We start from the raw sequence: 16,837 nt of genomic DNA, 5'->3' as shown, positions 1-16,837 counted from the left end.
CATGAGCCGGAAAGACTTACTGCCAGCTCTTGACCAGTTCGTCGTAGTTGACGGTCATGGGCTGTTCTTTCTCGTTCTCGATCTTGAGCTGCGGCGCGAGGTTGCCCTTCGCGACGGCATCGGCGTTCCAGTAGGCCAGATCATGCTCTTCGGCGAGTTTCGGGCCGATGTCGCCCTGAATGCCGGCACGCTCCAGGCGCTCCATTACCTTCTCCTGCTCTGCGCACAGCGAGTCCATGGCTGCCTGGGCAGTCTTGGCGCCTGAGGAAGCGTCACCGATTGCCTGCCACCAGAGCTGAGCCAGCTTCGGATAGTCAGGCACGTTGGTGCCTGTCGGTGACCACTGGACGCGGGCCGGCGAACGATAGAACTCGATCAGGCCGCCAAGCTTCGGAGCACGCTCGGTGAAGCTCTTGTCCTGGATCGTCGACTCACGGGTCAAGGTGAGACCGACATGGCTCTTCTTGACGTCGACCGTCTTCGAGGTCACGAACTGCGCATAGAGCCATGCGGCCTTGGCGCGGTCGTCAGGCGTGGACTTCATCAGCGTCCAGGAACCCACGTCCTGATAGCCGAGCTTCATGCCGTCCTTCCAGTAGACGCCATGCGGGCTTGGTGCGAAACGCCATTTCGGCGTGCCGTCCTCGTTGACCACCGGCAGGCCGTCCTTGACCATGTCAGCGGTAAACGCGGTGTACATGAACATCTGCTGGGCAATCTCGCCCTGGGCCGGAACCGGACCGGACTCAGAGAAGGTCATGCCTTCAGCGGATGCCGGCGCATAGGCCTTGATCCAGTCGAGATATTTCTGGATCGAGTAGACAGCGGCTGGGCCGTTGGTGTCGCCACCACGTGCAACGCAGGAGCCGACCGGGCGCGAATTTTCGTCCACCTTGATGCCCCATTCATCGACCGGCAAGCCGTTCGGCAGGCCCTTGTCGCCATTGCCGGCCATGGAAAGCCAGGCGTCTGTGAAGCGCCAGCCGAGTGACGGGTCCTTCTTGCCGTAGTCCATGTGGCCATAGACCTTCTTGCCGTCGATTTCGCGACCGGTGAAGAATTCGGCGATATCCTCATAGGCCGACCAGTTCACCGGCACGCCAAGATCGTAGCCATACTTGGCCTTGAAATCGGCCTTGTTCTTCTCGTCGTTGAACCAGTCATAGCGGAACCAGTAGAGGTTGGCGAACTGCTGGTCGGGCAGCTGGTAGAGATCGCCATCGGGCGCAGTGGTGAAACTCAGCCCGATGAAATCTTCAAGATCAAGCATCGGATTGGTGACGTCCTTGCCCTCATTGGCCATCCACTTGGTCAGCGAGCGGGCCTGCTGATAGCGCCAGTGGGTGCCGATCAGATCGGAATCGTTGACATAGGCGTCGTAGATGTTCTCACCGGTCTGCATCTGCGTCTGCAGCTTTTCGACCACGTCGCCTTCACCGATAAGGTCATGGGTGACATTGATGCCGGTGATCGCGGCAAAGGCCGCGGCGAGTGTCTTGGATTCATACTCATGGGTGGTCAGCGTTTCGGATGCGACCTTGATGTCCATGCCGGCAAAGGGTTTTGCGGCATCAATGAACCACTGCATTTCCTTTTCCTGGTCGGCGCGCGAAAGCGTCGACAGATCGCCGATTTCGGCATCAAGGAAGCTCTTGGCCTCTTCCATGCCCGCTTGCGCGGCGCCTGCGCTGAACACCAGCGCCATAGCCACTGTTGAAAGTAGAAAATGTTTCCGCATTGCAGTTTCCTCCCGACTTGCGAAAACGGAACCGGCGGTATTGCCGCTTCCGGTATTGACCCTAGACGTAGCGGAACACGCCGATGGCGTAGACCACGGACAGGGCAAGAGCCCACCAGAGGTTCGGACCAACTAGTCCGAGCCAGGCGAGATTGATGAACGCCGAACCCAAGAGCGAGACGAATAGACGGTCGCCGCGTGTGGTTTCAAAGCGCAGGATTCCGACCCGGGGCGAGCCGCCGGGCACCTTGTATTCCCAGACCCCCATGCCGACGAGCAACAGGAAGATGACGATGAAGAAAGTTGCGGTCGGGCCGGTCCAGGCCATCCATGAGAAATCCATTGCGCGCCTCCTCAGACCCGGCCCAGGGCAAAGCCCTTGGCGATGTAGTTGCGGACAAACCAGATCACGAGCGCGCCGGGGATGATCGTCAGCACGCCGGCTGCGGCAAGCACGCCCCAGTCCATGCCCGAGGCCGATACCGTGCGGGTCATGGTGGCTGCGATCGGCTTGGCGTCGGTGACGGTAAGCGTGCGGGCAATGAGCAGTTCCACCCATGAGAACATGAAGCAGAAGAACGCGGCGACGCCGATCCCGCTCGCAATCAGAGGAATGAAGATCTTGACGAAAAATTTCGGGAACGAGTAGCCATCGATGTAGGCGGTCTCGTCGATCTCCTTGGGCACCCCGGACATGAAGCCTTCAAGGATCCAGACCGCCAAGGGAACGTTGAACAGACAATGGGCAATCGCCACCGCGATATGGGTGTCGATCAGCCCGAAGGCGGAATAGAGCTGGAAGAACGGCAGCGCGAACACCGCCGGTGGCGCCATGCGGTTGGTCAGGAGCCAGAAGAAAAGGTGCTTGTCACCGAGGAACCGATAGCGCGAGAACGCATAGGCAGCGGGCAGCGCCACCGCGACCGAGATCACCATGTTCATCACCACATAGATGATCGAATTGATGTAGCCGCTATACCAGGCCGGATCGGTGAAGATGACCTGGTAGTTGGCAAGCGTCGGATTGCGGGGCCACAGCGAGAAGGCGCCCAGGATCTCATTGTTGGTCTTGAAGCTCATGTTCATGAGCCAGTAGACCGGCAGCATCAATAGCAAGATGTAGATCAGTGGCACCAGGAAAGAAAAGCGCGCGATCGCATTTGAACGACGCGTCCGCCGCGCCATTGCAGCCGTGGCGTCAAGATTTGTCTGGGAGGCAGCGGTGTTGTCGGAATAGGTCACGGGTCGCTCTCCTTCAGCCTTTGGCGTCGTTGGTGATCATCACGGTGTAGAAAACCCATGACAGCAACAGGATGATGAGGAAGTAGATCAGCGACATCGCGGCAGCCGGTCCGACGTCGAACTGGCCGATGGCAGTCTTGACCAGATCGATCGACAGGAAGGTGGTGGCGTTGCCGGGCCCGCCGCCGGTAACAACGAAGGGTTCGGTGTAGATCATGAACGAGTCCATGAACCGCAAGAGCACGGCAATCAGCAGCACCCGGTTCATCTTCGGCAGCTGGATGTAGCGAAACACCGACCAGCGCGAGGCGCCGTCTATCTTGGCCGCCTGATAATAGGCGTCCGGGATCGACACCAGTCCAGCATAGCACAAGAGCACAACCAGGCTGGTCCAGTGCCAGACATCCATGGCGATGACCGTTACCCAGGCGTCAAACGGATCGCCGACGTAATTGTAATCGAAGCCAAGTGCGTTGAGCGTATAGCCGAGCAGGCCGATGTCGACGCGACCGAACACCTGCCAGATGGTGCCGACCACATTCCACGGAATGAGCAACGGCAGCGACATGAACACCAGGCAGAACGGCACGCCCAGTCCCTTGCGCGGCATGTTGAGCGCGATGAAAATTCCGAGCGGCACCTCGATCAACAGGATGATGCCGGAGAACAGGAGGTTGCGCGCCAGCGCGTCATGAAAGCGGGCCGAGGACAGCACATCGGAAAACCAGTCCGTTCCGGCCCAGAAAAACTGGTTGTTGCCGAAGGTGTCCTGCACCGAATAATTGACCACGGTCATCAGTGGGATGACGGCCGAGAATGCCACCAGCAGCAGCATCGGCAGCACCATGAACCAGGCCTTGTTGTTCCAGGGCTTATCCATCTCAGCCTCCCAGCTTTACGCGCCAGTCGTCGGCGTAGATGTTGATTCCGGCAGGATCGAAGGTGACGTGCGGATCGGCGGGCACGGATGAATCCTCGTCCAGCACGATAGCCAGTTCATGGCCTTCGATAATGGCGCGGACGATCTTCTGGCGCCCGACATCCTCGACCTTGCTGACGCTGATTGGCATACCCGCGGTTCCAAGTTTCACGAATTCGGGGCGGATCCCGAGTTCGATTCGCTTGCCGGACGAAAGCTCTGCCGCACCGGGCATCATGATCGCCTGCTGTCCAAGCCGGGCGTTTGTTCCGTCGAGTGTGACCGGCAGCACGTTCATGCCCGGCGAGCCGATGAAATAGCCCACAAAGGTGTGGCTGGGGCGCTCGAACAGCTCCTGCGGCGTCCCGATCTGCACGATCTCGCCGCCATACATCACCACCACCTTGTCGGCGAAGGTCAGCGCCTCGGTCTGGTCGTGAGTGACATAGACCATGGTGTGGCCGAAGCGGCGATGCAGCAGCTTGAGCTGTGAGCGCAACTGCCACTTCATGTGCGGGTCGATCACCGTCAACGGCTCGTCGAAAAGGATGGCGTTGACATCGGCGCGCACAAGGCCACGACCGAGCGAGATCTTCTGCTTGAGATCTGCCGTCAGTCCGCGTGCCTTGCGGTCCGCGATATCGACGAGATCGATCATCTCCAGAACTTCAGCCACGCGCTTCTGGACTTCGACTTCCGCCATGCCGCGATTTCTGAGCGGGAAGGCCAGATTGTCGGCCACCGTCATGGTGTCGTAGACGACCGGGAACTGGAAGACCTGGGCGATATTGCGCTCTTCCGGCTGCAGACCGGTGACGTCGTGGCCATCAAACAGGATCTTGCCTTCCGACGGCGTCAGCAGCCCGGAAATGATGTTGAGCAGCGTGGTCTTGCCGCAGCCAGAGGGGCCGAGCAGCGCGTAGGCGCCGCCGTCATCCCAGGAATGATGAACCTCGCGCAACGCATAGTCTTCGTCTTTGGACGGATTTGCCATGTAGGCGTGGCGGATATGGTCGAGATCAATGCGGGCCATATTTGTTCCTCATACCCCCGCCGGCCGGGCGAGAACCGTATGTCCGTCGCGGTCAAAAACCAGCATGTGCCCGGTGTCGAGATGAACTTCCAGCATCTCGCCGGCGTCGATATCGTGGATGCCCTTGGTCAGCATCACCCACCTCTCATCCTCATGAATGAGATGAACATAGCTTTCCGACCCGGTGATTTCGGTGACCATCACCTTGGCCGACAGCGGGGTCGTGCCGGGCCCTGCGGCAAGCGAAAGATTATGTGGACGGAAACCCAGCGTGCAGGGACCATCGGCAAGATGGGCAAGCCCCGCTGGTACCATGATGTCGCGGACGCCCGGCTTGATGAATTTGGCCTGATGCTTCTCCATCGCCAGCAGGTTCATCGGCGGATCGGAAAAGGTCTGCGCTGTGACCAGATTGACCGGGTTACGGAAAACTTCAACGGTCGGGCCGAATTGGGTTATGCGGCCTTCGCTGAGCGTTGCCGTGTTCCCTCCAAGAAGCAATGCTTCCGACGGTTCGGTTGTGGCGTAAACGAAAATGGCGCCTGATTCCGAGAAGATCTTCGGCAGTTCGGCGCGCAGTTCCTCGCGCAATTTGTAATCGAGATTGGCCAGCGGCTCGTCGAGCAGCACCAGGCCGGCTTTCTTGACGATGGCGCGCGCCAACGCCGTGCGCTGTTGCTGCCCGCCCGACAGATTCAGTGGCGTGCGCTGCAGATAGGGCCCAAGCCTGAGCAGCTCGGAGGCGCGCTCGACTTCGCGTTTGATCGTCGCCTTGTCGGCACCGGCGATCCTCAGCGGTGAGGCGATATTCTCATAGACAGTCATCGCCGGGTAATTGATGAACTGCTGGTAGACCATGGCGACGTTGCGTTTCTGCACCGCCAGCCCGGTCACATCGCTGCCGTCGCTGATGACCCGCCCGCGTGTCGGGCGATCAAGGCCTGCCATGATCCGCATCAGGCTGGTCTTGCCCGACAAGGTCGGCCCCAGAAGCACGTTCAGCGTTCCACTTTCCAGCCGCAGCGAAACGTCACTGATGTGCGCTTCACCCTTGGAAACCTTGGAGACATTGTCCAATTCCAGCATGCAGAAGAAGCCCTCCCAAGCCTCGCTCCCACATTGACCACAAAGCTACTGCCAATGCGCATCGCAGGTTAGTCCAAACCCTGCATTCCTCGTCAGACGAATAGAAGGGAACCTAAAACGAATGTCAAACGAATATAAATGAAAATCGACTGGAATATGAGATTAGCCTTACATATTGGCCGCTTCTGCCGGCCAGATGTCAACGTTCGCAACGACAACCTGCCATCCGGAAAGAGCCGCATTCAGTGGGGATGAGCGGATGAGTGGCCAAAACTGCTGAACAAATTTGGCGGCCTTACAGCTCGTGAAACTAAACAATGCGCTTAGCCCGAACAGGGCTATGCCCCACATGTCGATCAAAAGGTCGGATAGTAAGGATAGACTTTCGACAACATCTATACACCATCCGCGAACAGAAGCCGTAATTCCGCTTCCGGCCTGTGCTGCCGTTCGACCATACGCCGCGAATGCCCGCTTTATGTGCTCTGGCTGAGAATTTGCTAATGTCAGCACTAGACCACACTCCAGGTGCGGCTAACGAAATGCCGGTCCATGCAGCAGATGCGACGGTATGCTCCTTTGAGCGTTCAACCCGCCACCCTCAATTCAGGCGGCTGTTGAGCCCCGTCGGTCAGGATCGACCATTCCAGGTTTCCGTCGTACCGCCAGGCCATCCGACCGCTTTCATCAAGCGCAAACAGGTGAAGCCAACGGTTGTCGAATAAGGCCCGCACACCGTCATGTCGTTTCAGGATATCGTTCATCGCCTCGCGCGGGGCTTGAATGCAGACCGACAGACGCAGCGGTTCGTGGGCATAGCTCTCCCCCTCATGCACTGACTGCCAGGGCAGGCCTGCGCGCAACGTCCCGCCGTTGCCTTCAACGACGCCGATGCCGCCGGTCACATTGTGCAAAAGCTTGTTGCCTGATCCAAAGACATGCGGAGCCACGGTCGATCCGTAATACTGCAGGCTGATCCAGCTGGCGACGACCACCGGGGCGGTCATGATCAGCTCGAGTACGCCAAAATTCGTGTCCTGGCTCCAGCTATAGTCATGAAGGAACGCACGGCCCTCGAGACTTTTGCCTGCCGTCCGGTGGCGCGGAGCAGCGATGAACGCCTTGCATCCCGCCAGAGCCCATTCAGGCCGCGTTTCGGCCCAGTCGCGGCTGCGGATGGCAATCTCGCCATCGTTCGCCGCCCGCGGCAGCCGCAACGCCCGCTCGCCACGCGTCACCTTGCCGGCAGCTTTGAACCAGTCCTTAGCCTGCCTGATATCCGCAGCATGATCCGGGGACGCACAGTCCTCATCATAAAGCGTGACCGCGTCCGTGGTGGTGTCATGCAGTGCAGCCACGAACAGCGTATCTTCGGGAACCTTGATCCCGCGCTCGGCCAGCGCTCTGCGCACATCGCGATTGTTGAGAAGGCCAGCCAGCAAGCGGGCATTTATCTCGCCCGAATAGCCCCCGCAGGCGCCACAGTGGAGACTGCTCGCAAATGGGTTGTTGACCACATTGGCCCCGTGTCCAACCAGCATGATCAGCCGTGCAAAATTAGTGGTGAAGGACATGGCCCGCAGGATGGTTTCCGCCGCTTCGGTCTGTGCTCCAAGGTCCAGCGCAGGCTCCAGCCGAGGTGCAGGGCCACCCGGCGCGACATTCGGCGCAAGGTTGAGAGCGTCACGCATCAGCTTGCCGGCGTAGATTGGCCCCGTCGCCTCGACAAAGGCGAAGGAGGATACCGCAGCAAGCTTGAACCGCCCCCATGCGCGGATCGCGCGGGCCTTGAAACGGGTAGCCTGATCCGCTCCCGCATCAACGCCATGGGAGCATGAGGTGACGCTCGGATTCAGCAGCACGGGCAGGCGCAACTCATCCACATCGGATGCGTACCCCTTGTGAGATGCCCGCAGGCCAAAAAATCCCGCAAACCCCAATGTCTGGATGCCCGGGTTTGCCGACTCAAGGGCGCGCCGGAACACTTCGGACCGCACATCGATGCAAAAGGCGGCCTGCATTGCCGGACGTACAGTGTCCACCATTGGGGCCGGGGTGGCAAGAGTTGCGGCCAAATCGCGTTGTATCGCGCGCTCCCATGCCTCTTGCAGAATGGCATTGACCTGAAGGTCCGTGTCCGGCGCGACAGCTGTTGCATGGGCGGTCTTCACCTCCTGCCAGTGTTCGCCAATCTGATCTTCGTATTGCGCGAGGAGCGCCTCTTCCCAGACAAGCCGGATAGTCAGAATATCGGTGATGGTGTGGTCGCTTTTGCCCGCCAGTTCGGCCTGCCACAATTGATAGCGAGCCGCCTGCGCCCAGCCTCCCAGTGAAAACAGTAGCTGATGCAGGTAGGTTTCAAGTGCGCCGTCACTCAGGCCCAACCGGTTTGCTGCGCGCAACTTGGCCTCATCCGCCGTATCGGGGGTTTCACTGACGAACTGGGCAAAGCCTCTGAGGCCTGTGATTTCAGGCGTCAGGTCGTGCGTCGCATACTGGCGCCACGCGTCATAGGCACCCCGCCTGCGCGGCGCCGCCCACAGCGCCTGTCCCTGGTCGAAATAGCCCGCGGCCCAGGCTCCGAACCTGCCCGCGACAATCCCCGGCCAGTCGATACCGGACACCTTCGCCACAAGGTCGGCAATGGTCGGCAGTGGGGACATTGTCGCGGCATCCACGCCGGCCCGACGCTTCACCTCTGCCAGATCGGGCGGGCTCGATGCCTGCTGCGCGTCCAGTGCGGCGATGATGTCCGTGTCGGTAATGGTCCCGTCATCGATGCGGGTCTTGTACCATTTGCGTGGCATCGTGACTGGCACGCCGCCGACGCGGCCCAGCCGTGCGCCGACTTGGGCCAATGTTTCCCCGGTCTGACCCAAAAAAGGATTGACGGCGACTGAAGAGGCAAGCGGCCAGACCGGTGGGATTGCCCTGGCCGCGGTGTCGCAAGCCATGGCAATCGAGCTGAGCGAAAGGGTGGAAATCGTGTTCATCTGTCTGGTCCTTTCGATCAATCAGGAGGTTTGCTTGGTCGACCAGCCGCCAAGCAGCTTGTCAAAGACGGCATTGGCATAAAGCCCGTTGGAAAGGTGCACGCGCATCCCTGCTGCAGCCGGGTGATAGGCCCAGAATGGGAACATTGCCTGCGCAACGGCCACCACGCCAAAGCTGAGGAGGGCGAGGACAATCAAGGCCCACTGCAGCGGACCGGGCGCCGGTGTGGCGGGCAGGGTGCCTGCCATCATCCACTCAGCGCCGGTCTGAAGCGTGAAGTAGCCGACCGCCGCGGCAACCGAGAAAATGGCGGTGCGCAGTGTGAGGGCCCAGGGAGCGGCATCAGCCAGACCCTGCGCCAGCAGATAGGCAACGCCAAAGATCAGGATGGCACCAAGAGCTATCGCCTGCGGCGATTTTCCGTCTACCCCGAAGATCAGGCCGACACCCGCATAGATGACCAGCGCGATCAGGAACGCCCGCCCGACCGCCACGCCATTGGGAATAGCCACCGGGCCGGGACGGCGGATTGCCGACACACTGTCCACCGCCGCGCCGGATGCAAGAAAGGCGTGCGCCTTGTAGAGGGAATGAGCCACGATGTGCAGCAGCGCCAGCGGAAACAGCGCCAGGCCGCATTGCAGGATCATGAAGCCCATCTGCGCCACGGTGGACCACGCCAGCGAGGTCTTGACGGCCGATTGCGTCAGCATGACCAGACCGCCGAACAGCGCGGTAAAGCCGCCGACGATGACCAGAACCGCCAGCACGCCAGGCGTCAGAAGCATCACATCGGCGAACCGGATCAGCAGGAAACCGCCACCATTGATGACACCTGCATGCAGCAGTGCGGAAACCGGAGTGGGCGTCTCCATCACTTCGGTCAGCCAGCCGTGCATGGGGAACTGCGCTGATTTCAAGATTGCGGCCAGTGCCAGTGCCGCGCCGATCCATGCCGCACCGGATGGGTTTTCGCTCACGCGCGCTGCTGCGAGTATGTCAGCGATATCGCCCGTGTCATACTGGAGATAGAGGCAGACAGCCGCGAGCATCAGGGCCGCGTCGCCGATCCGCGCGGTAATCCACTTCTTCCGGGCCGCCCTTTGCGCCGAAACGCGCTCCGGATAATGCAGCAGCAGATTGTGCAGGAACAGGCTTGTCGCTATCCAGGCGATGAGGAGTTGCAGGATGTTTCCGGCAATCACCAGCATCATCACGGCCGTCAGCGTTGCGCAAAGCCATCCGGTGAAGGACCCTTGCCGCGCCTCGCCATCCATGTAGGTCGCCGCATAACGGATCACGACCCAGCCGACAAAGCTGACCAGCAGCAGCATGACGGCGCTGACCGCGTCAAGCCGAATGGAGAAGCCTAACCCCGCAAAGCCAATCAGGCCGCTGGTGGCGGGAGCTGATGCAAGAAGCGCAAGCCCGGACGAGACCGCAGCGGCCAATGCGGCAAGTGTAATCCATTCTATGGTTCGCAAGACCCGCGCCGGTCGCATTTCGGGCCCGCGAAAGGCCAGCACGGCAGCGAAGGCAAGGGCAAGGGGCGCGAGAAATGGCAGGACGGCAATCGACACGGAAGCGTCTCCTTGAAGCGGGTTGTCGGTTGGCCGCTGTGATAGCCGACGCGTTCCGAACGATAAAATTCATTGTTTATTCGATATCGTTCTGTTTTTTAGATGTATGGACGAGTTCAACGACAATCACCTGCGCTACTTCCGGGCGGTCCTCATTACGGCAACATGACGCGCGCGGCAGAGCGGCTGAACCTGTCGCAATCGGCAGTATCTGGTCAGATCAAACAGTTGGGGCGCATCTGGGACATTCCGTGGTCGAAAGGCATGGGCAGCAGCTTGTTCTCACGTATGCGCGGCGGATTGCGCTTGCTCATGCAGATGCGATCTGTGAGACGGGGCGGGAACTGGTCGGAACCTTGCAATAAGAGTGGCACACCCGGCAGGCCATCCGCATCGCTGCACTGGCCACATTGTCGCGCAACTTTCAAATTGAGTTTCTGTTCCCGATCCTGAACCGGCCGGATGTCAAAATCATACTGCGGTCCTGGATCGCCGAAGACTTCTATGCTGTGATGATCACGCGGCGGTTCCCAAATCCAGCCCCGACGGGATTGCTTGAAGGTCGGCCAATCTAGACGATCTGATATCCTTCACAGAAGACCAATCTTGTATTCGGTTGAATGGACGCCGGCGCTCGGAAACACTGAGCGCTATCAAATCCACTCGAACAGAAAGGTGTCAGCGTACGATTGTTGATTTCCAATGAGAGATGCCCCGGTATTTCCACCGAGATTTGACCTGCCTTTCAGTTATGTTTCGGGTCTGGTGTGGTGGCCAAGTTCCTGTTTTTCCCTGGCAGATTTGGCGTCCTGCGCCGAGCCATTCTAGAAGCGGAAGCTGTCGTTTCCGGTTTCGAGGATGTGGCAGTGATGAGTGAGCCGATCGAGCCGTGCATAGTCGTGTGGAAGCGTTGTGGCGTCGAGGTGAGCGTCCATGTGTCGTGCCCATCGTTGGGCATCTACTTTGGATGTAAAGCTATTTCACACGGTAGGTTGATCAGCGCGTCTGACCTGAACTTGCCAGCGGTCTCCGCGTTTCCTGAATGTTGCGATCGAAATGATCCATGCTGTGCCACAGTTGTGACAGAAGGATTTTCAGATGGTCTTCAGGAAGAACCCCGGATCAAAAAACTGTTAGATCTAAAGAGGGTGGATGGTGGGCGTAACAGGGATTGAACCTGTGACCCCTACAATGTCAATGTAGAACACGACGTGAACGAACGTCGATTTATACTATATATAGTTAATTCTTACGTTTCTTGACGCTATATATAGTGTCAAATTATGTAAATAGATCTCTGCAAATTGTCTGCAAATGAGGCCCTTTCTAGCAAACGATGTTTTCGCCATCAACGTTGCAGTTTTCGATGACCATCTGTACTGCCCATTCAAAGTCCCTATCGTTGTACAAATCCCTATAGTCCATTCCGGCAACATCTGCGCGTGCATTGACGAAGAAATTCACGCCAGTGATATCAATCGCCGTTTTGACGAGTATGCCGAAGGAGAATGCGACAATCAGAGGAAGCGCACTAAGTTTGGACATTTGTTTGTTACTCCGCTTGTAGCAGCCAAAAGAGCCGTCGAAATACTCATGCGGTTATCTAAATAATATAATCATTTCAATAGGCTAATCCAAAAAACTGTGGATGAAAAGGGACTGCAGAATATGCAATCCCTCGTCTTGCCATTTATTTGCTGGTCCCTTGCGCCTTGCTAACCAGTACGCTTGCCAAAACCAACCTGCTTCTCCAACAGATCGTCCAGTTCGCCAGCCTCAACAGCCGCTTTCAGCTTGATCAGAGTTGGTTCGATGCCATCCTTGTTCGGCAGGTGGACAGCGTTCTTGCCCTTCGCAAATTCCAGTGGTTTTGCACCATAGCGAACGGTCAGCAGCACCGTACCGTCGATCTGCTCGATCCACCAACGCTTGATGCGCTTGGGCTGTTCGATCTTATACGCTGCGCCCGCTTCGTCCTTTTTCCACACCGTCTTGCTTGGCTGGTAGGTGTGGTCCTGTGCAAGCTTGATCTGATCATCGATTTTCTGAACAAGCTTCTGACGACGGTTGAAGACCGGGTTTTTCGGTGCGCCGAATTTGAACTCGGCGAGTTTGACTTGGGTGATAAACGACATAGTGGCTCTCCTTTGTTGTGCCACTACGTTGCCTTCAACGGATTGAAATTCCTACCGAAATTACTTCTCCACTCGTTCTATATGCGAAATCGAGTGTGAACCCATTGCACAATATGGAGGGTCCTTAGTGCACAGAAACAGCCGCAAAGAGCAGCAGAGAGGGCACTTGCTATGTTTTGGAAGCTTTCAAAATATCTGTAACCATTTTGGTCAGCGATGTGATTGCGTGTTCGTTGATGACGTTGGGTTCACTTTCACTTCGATCGTTTCCAAAGAGCTTCGCTGTCAGCTCCTTCTTCAGTTCTTTCTGTGTGGCGTCATCAAGTGATCGAATAAACGGGTCAATCGCCTTCATTTGCAGATAGAACCAGCGATCCCGTTTCTCATTCATTCTGTGCTTAGTTGATTGCTGAGCCATGTACGCTGCTCCACCGAGCAAGACGATAGTGAGCGAAAAAACGGGGAGATACCATGTCCAAGCTAAGCCGGACGAATTGGTGATCTGTGTATATATGAAAACGCCCAACAACCACACTACAGCAGCGCTGATGAAGCCGACGCTAATCCAGCGCCATAGATTGGCTTGTGAGCCTTCATTTTCTGCATTCCTTAAATAGCCTGCTGCCACGCTATCGACCGCTACAAGCTCGAAAAGCTCCAGTATGGCTTGGTGTTTCTCTCTTGCATCGGAAACGACTTCGTCCAATTGCTGCGAAGAATTGCTGTTCAGCGCGTCAGTCTGCGACTTCGCATCCGCAACGATTTTTTCCAAAGACTTTTTATGCTTACTGTGGAGTTCTTCAAATCGAACTTCAAAGTCCTGTTTGAGCTTATTCGCTAAAGCTTTAGCCTCGTCTGCTCGCACTTGCTGGCTTTGCGCAAAATCTGATTGCGCCTGAATGACAATCTGATCGACATCTTGCTTCTTCTCCGCAAATGCATCTGTGAGTTGTTGCTGCGTTGAAGATAGATCATCAATCTTCTTTCCCAGCTTTGAAATCGTATCGTCAACATGTTTCAGCTTTTTACTAACGCTTTCGACAAATTCGTCTGCCAACTTATTCAGCGTTGTGATTTGTCCCGCTTCAGCTGCGTCGCCAATTAGCGAACGAAGAATGCCCAACTCTGTCAGTTGCGTTGTCAGTTCGTTGTTTGCAGTTTTGAGATGCGAACCATCACCAGATGTCGAATAAGCCTCTGTCTGGTTTGCAACCTGACCCGTAAGATGACTGTTAAGATTGTCGATCCGGCTAAGCGGAGCCCGTTCTGCGGGGATTTTGCGGACTACATCAGCATACTGTTCTATGAGTTCGGATAGGCGTCGCTTTTCAACAAATGTACTCTCGTTAGTGTCGTCGAACTCCTCAGACAAATGAGATCGGATTAGGTCAATGTTTTCCATATCGCGTGCTGTTCTAGCTGTTCGGACCATCTGCTCATTCTATTGCCCCCTCATCACACGTCATGCTTCCCGTATAACGTGATAACATCTGACACGACTTATGGTAGAGGGAACCTATCGAAATGTAGGCTAGTTGGAATGCTGTCGCGTCTTTCGGATTGCAGCTACAAATACCACCACAAACGGACAACGGCACTGTACGAAGCCGTATGTGCGTTTATCGACCCAATCGCAGTTGCTGAATGGCTCTCTCAACGACGGCCAGTTTGACATCAGCTTTCGACATTATGTTTGCGTGATCAGCTTGTCTGTCCAAACTACGTGAAGTCACAACACGTGGCATACTCGACGGTGACGGATTTGGAGCTTCGTCTACTTCGAATGATACAGAGCGATCAAACCAAGCCATTAACGACGGGTCTCTGTGGAAGAGTTCTTCAAGCATTTCTAATGCTTCTTCGCACTGACGCTCACATCGACTGCTGAAATTGGCAGCAGTCGCTATATTACCCTTTGAACGAGCGCCATTGGCCCTATTCTCGTTGAATATAGCCTTCTTAAGATTTGCCTCGTAGGTCTTAATCTCAGCTGGTTTGTCATTTAGTTCTTTCCTAAAGTCCTGCTGCGTTTTCCATTCGTTTTCGAGTTCCGCATACTCGCCATCTGTCAGCCAAGCCTGCAATCCTCTGTTGGGAACGTTTTTTCCACGTCTAAGCGTATCCTGCATGTCGCGCAGTTTCGCCAGACGTTTGACCTCTTCTTTCGTTAATGTCCTTTCTTTTTCGCTCGTCTGCGTTTCAATTTTCCCATAGAGCTGCGATCGCCAATTCGCGTTCGACTTTTTTTGATTGTCGCTCCACTCGCTCATACATGAATACCTGAAATGTGTAGCTCTCCGACGCAGCTATGCCAGTCTGCCATTCGAATGCAATCATTAAGGCTTGATCACTAGGCCGGTGGAAACCGTCAGATACTGGCTTGTTTCGACACCAGCGATCTAGCAGCCCGATTTTAGACTGGTGGTTTTGGTCGTATCGGTGTCAGATCTTTCCGGCTTTTCGGCTTCGCTTTTCTCGTTTTCTGTGTGCCAGGTGGTTTCGGTGCTGCCAGCTGTTTCGGCTTGTCAGCCAGCTCTTTGATATACGGCTCCGTTTGGCTAGTCAGTTTTCGAGCCAGCGCAACGATTTCGTCACCCGCATCAAGCAGGGACTGTAGCGCGTCCATACGATTGCGGATGCGAACATCCTCCGAACAGCCGCTTATCCCATCGATCAAGTGCCTGATTTCATTCTGAAGCGAGTTTTTCATAAACGTATTTATGCGGCGATAAGCAGGACGCCGACGCAGAACCACCAGCTTACGCAGACAAGTACTCCATACGCGAAAACAGCAGCCCGCCTTTGAGGCCGGCTCAAACTGATTTTCTCAGCTGATGCAGATTTTGAGGTGCTGATGCGGTGACGTGATTACGGCAAAGCTCACCATATCTTCGAAGGTCTTCTGCCACCGAATGGGATGACAGCTGTTTGAGGGTGTGTTCGAGCCTAACTGCACAGATTGCAAAACTACCGATACTCGGTTCCGCCTTCTTGTAGCGCAGCGTCCGCATGTAGCAATCGCTCTTGCCCAACCAATTCTTGCTGAACTCGCTTTCGTTGCGGACCAGCTCATGTTCCCGCAGATACAGGTAGATATCACGTAATACAGTTTCCGTCATAAATTTCCTCGTCGTTGATAAATACACAAAACACTGAAGCGGTCGGCTCATGCGTATTTATCAAAGGAGAAAATTTGAAGAGACTTATTACGGACTGGGAAACGAAGAGGCGGATCGTTGCCGAAGGTACCCGCTGGGTTAGAGACGGCAAATTTTGGTTGTTCGGAACTGCTACGTATTACGACGCTGCGAACATCAGCGATAGAGAGCTGAAATCCGACGCCAAGCATTTCTTCAATGTGCTTGATCGGCATCTTGTTCCGCATAAAGAATTCAGAGAGGGTCTGCGTTTGCCACGTCTGGTTTTCGTTGAGCATGGAAGATCGCGCACCAACCCACACTTTCATTTCTACATCAAAGGCAATTGCTGGCACCAATATCGCCAGATACACGATGCTGCACCGACGTGTTGGAAAAAGAAGATCCGAAAATCTCATAGCATGGTGATCAGCGACAATTTAGGCCCCCAACACCGGCGCAATGGCTATGGCTGGAAAGAATTTGATAGCCTCTACAAAGAGACCTTGCTCGTTGATTGCTGTCACCTAAACTTCGGTGACTGATCACATACTGCGGATTTAACACGGGCGATGCCCATACCTAATCCGCTGCAATAGCACACTGACGCTCTGCATTTGCGCAGGGCGTTTGTTCGTCTGCGACTTGTTCGAAGAGTTCGAAGAGTTCGAAGAACGTTAGAACTTCGAAGAAAGAAAAGCGACGAGCGATGTAGGCAAAGCGAAGTTGGCCGATCAAGCGCAGGCGATATCGACCATCGGTGTTGCAGACGATGGGTGGCTGCGCAGACCGGAATTGTCAAGCATCGAACCAATCCACAAATGTCAGAAAATACACATTATCTTACATTTCCGCTTAAGCCATTGATCGATGGACGAGATTTTTCCGACTTTGTTTGAACCGCACCGGATTTACCGGAGACCGTTTGGTTTAAGTTATGCGGCCATGGCTGCTTCGTCCAGCATGGCGTAGT

At 56.1% G+C, this 16,837-nt stretch carries 15 protein-coding genes and 1 pseudogene; 2 read left to right on the top strand and 14 right to left on the bottom strand.

What is annotated here, in order from left to right; translation table 11 throughout:
- Positions 1-16: 16 nt before the first annotated feature.
- From WNZ14_RS23160 to WNZ14_RS23125, 8 genes are all read right to left on the bottom strand, one after another.
- A complete protein-coding gene (locus WNZ14_RS23160) occupies positions 17-1,738 on the bottom strand; it encodes an ABC transporter substrate-binding protein (RefSeq protein ID WP_342871051.1) in 1,722 nt (573 codons plus the stop codon).
- A gap of 61 nt (positions 1,739-1,799) precedes the next feature.
- Positions 1,800-2,081 (bottom strand): DUF2160 domain-containing protein, encoded by a 282-nt coding sequence (locus WNZ14_RS23155; RefSeq protein ID WP_342871050.1) that lies wholly within the window; start codon positions 2,079-2,081, stop codon positions 1,800-1,802.
- Positions 2,082-2,092: 11 nt separating this feature from the next.
- On the bottom strand, positions 2,093-2,923 hold the full coding sequence (locus tag WNZ14_RS23150; RefSeq protein ID WP_342871088.1) for a carbohydrate ABC transporter permease: 831 nt from the start codon (positions 2,921-2,923) through the stop codon (positions 2,093-2,095).
- Positions 2,924-2,993: 70 nt separating this feature from the next.
- The gene (locus WNZ14_RS23145; RefSeq protein ID WP_342871049.1) at positions 2,994-3,860 is read right to left on the bottom strand and encodes a sugar ABC transporter permease; all 867 of its coding nucleotides are present in this window, start codon (positions 3,858-3,860) and stop codon (positions 2,994-2,996) included.
- Between the two features lies 1 nt (position 3,861).
- Positions 3,862-4,932, bottom strand: a complete 1,071-nt coding sequence (locus tag WNZ14_RS23140; protein ID WP_342871048.1) for an ABC transporter ATP-binding protein — start codon at positions 4,930-4,932, stop codon at positions 3,862-3,864.
- A gap of 9 nt (positions 4,933-4,941) precedes the next feature.
- The gene (locus tag WNZ14_RS23135; RefSeq protein WP_342871047.1) at positions 4,942-6,018 is read right to left on the bottom strand and encodes an ABC transporter ATP-binding protein; all 1,077 of its coding nucleotides are present in this window, start codon (positions 6,016-6,018) and stop codon (positions 4,942-4,944) included.
- Positions 6,019-6,605: 587 nt separating this feature from the next.
- Positions 6,606-9,011 carry a DUF2309 domain-containing protein gene (locus tag WNZ14_RS23130; RefSeq protein WP_342871046.1) on the bottom strand — a complete coding sequence of 802 codons (2,406 nt, stop codon included), beginning with the start codon at positions 9,009-9,011 and terminating at the stop codon, positions 6,606-6,608.
- A gap of 21 nt (positions 9,012-9,032) precedes the next feature.
- Positions 9,033-10,592, bottom strand: coding sequence for a proton-conducting transporter membrane subunit (locus tag WNZ14_RS23125; RefSeq protein ID WP_342871045.1), 1,560 nt, complete (start codon positions 10,590-10,592; stop codon positions 9,033-9,035).
- Positions 10,593-10,694: 102 nt separating this feature from the next.
- On the opposite strand from WNZ14_RS23125, the gene WNZ14_RS23120 reads away from it, so the two are divergent.
- Complete coding sequence (locus WNZ14_RS23120; RefSeq protein ID WP_342871044.1) at positions 10,695-11,045, top strand: LysR family transcriptional regulator; 351 nt, start codon at positions 10,695-10,697, stop codon at positions 11,043-11,045.
- 371 nt (positions 11,046-11,416) lie between these two features.
- Here the strand turns inward: WNZ14_RS23120 and WNZ14_RS23115 are convergent.
- The 6 genes and pseudogenes from WNZ14_RS23115 to WNZ14_RS23090 form a co-directional block, all read right to left on the bottom strand.
- A pseudogene (locus WNZ14_RS23115) lies at positions 11,417-11,485 on the bottom strand (ATP-binding protein); the annotation flags it as partial.
- Positions 11,486-11,918: 433 nt separating this feature from the next.
- Positions 11,919-12,137 (bottom strand): hypothetical protein, encoded by a 219-nt coding sequence (locus WNZ14_RS23110; RefSeq protein ID WP_342871043.1) that lies wholly within the window; start codon positions 12,135-12,137, stop codon positions 11,919-11,921.
- A gap of 170 nt (positions 12,138-12,307) precedes the next feature.
- Complete coding sequence (locus WNZ14_RS23105) at positions 12,308-12,727, bottom strand: DUF6641 family protein (protein WP_342871042.1); 420 nt, start codon at positions 12,725-12,727, stop codon at positions 12,308-12,310.
- Between the two features lie 169 nt (positions 12,728-12,896).
- A complete protein-coding gene (locus WNZ14_RS23100) occupies positions 12,897-14,129 on the bottom strand; it encodes a hypothetical protein (protein WP_342871041.1) in 1,233 nt (410 codons plus the stop codon).
- Positions 14,130-14,346: 217 nt separating this feature from the next.
- The gene (locus tag WNZ14_RS23095) at positions 14,347-14,997 is read right to left on the bottom strand and encodes a hypothetical protein (protein ID WP_342871040.1); all 651 of its coding nucleotides are present in this window, start codon (positions 14,995-14,997) and stop codon (positions 14,347-14,349) included.
- Between the two features lie 543 nt (positions 14,998-15,540).
- Complete coding sequence (locus WNZ14_RS23090) at positions 15,541-15,846, bottom strand: DUF6626 family protein (protein ID WP_342871039.1); 306 nt, start codon at positions 15,844-15,846, stop codon at positions 15,541-15,543.
- 74 nt (positions 15,847-15,920) lie between these two features.
- Between WNZ14_RS23090 and WNZ14_RS23085 the strand changes: the two genes are divergently transcribed.
- Positions 15,921-16,409: a hypothetical protein gene (locus tag WNZ14_RS23085; protein ID WP_342871038.1), complete on the top strand. Its 489-nt coding sequence runs from the start codon at positions 15,921-15,923 to the stop codon at positions 16,407-16,409.
- Positions 16,410-16,837: the final 428 nt, after the last annotated feature.

The organism is Hoeflea sp. AS60 (genome assembly GCF_038900115.1).
Lineage (GTDB): Bacteria > Pseudomonadota > Alphaproteobacteria > Rhizobiales > Rhizobiaceae > Hoeflea.
The sequence above is the reverse complement of the archived record's forward strand: the minus strand, read 5'-3'. Positions and strand labels throughout refer to the sequence as shown.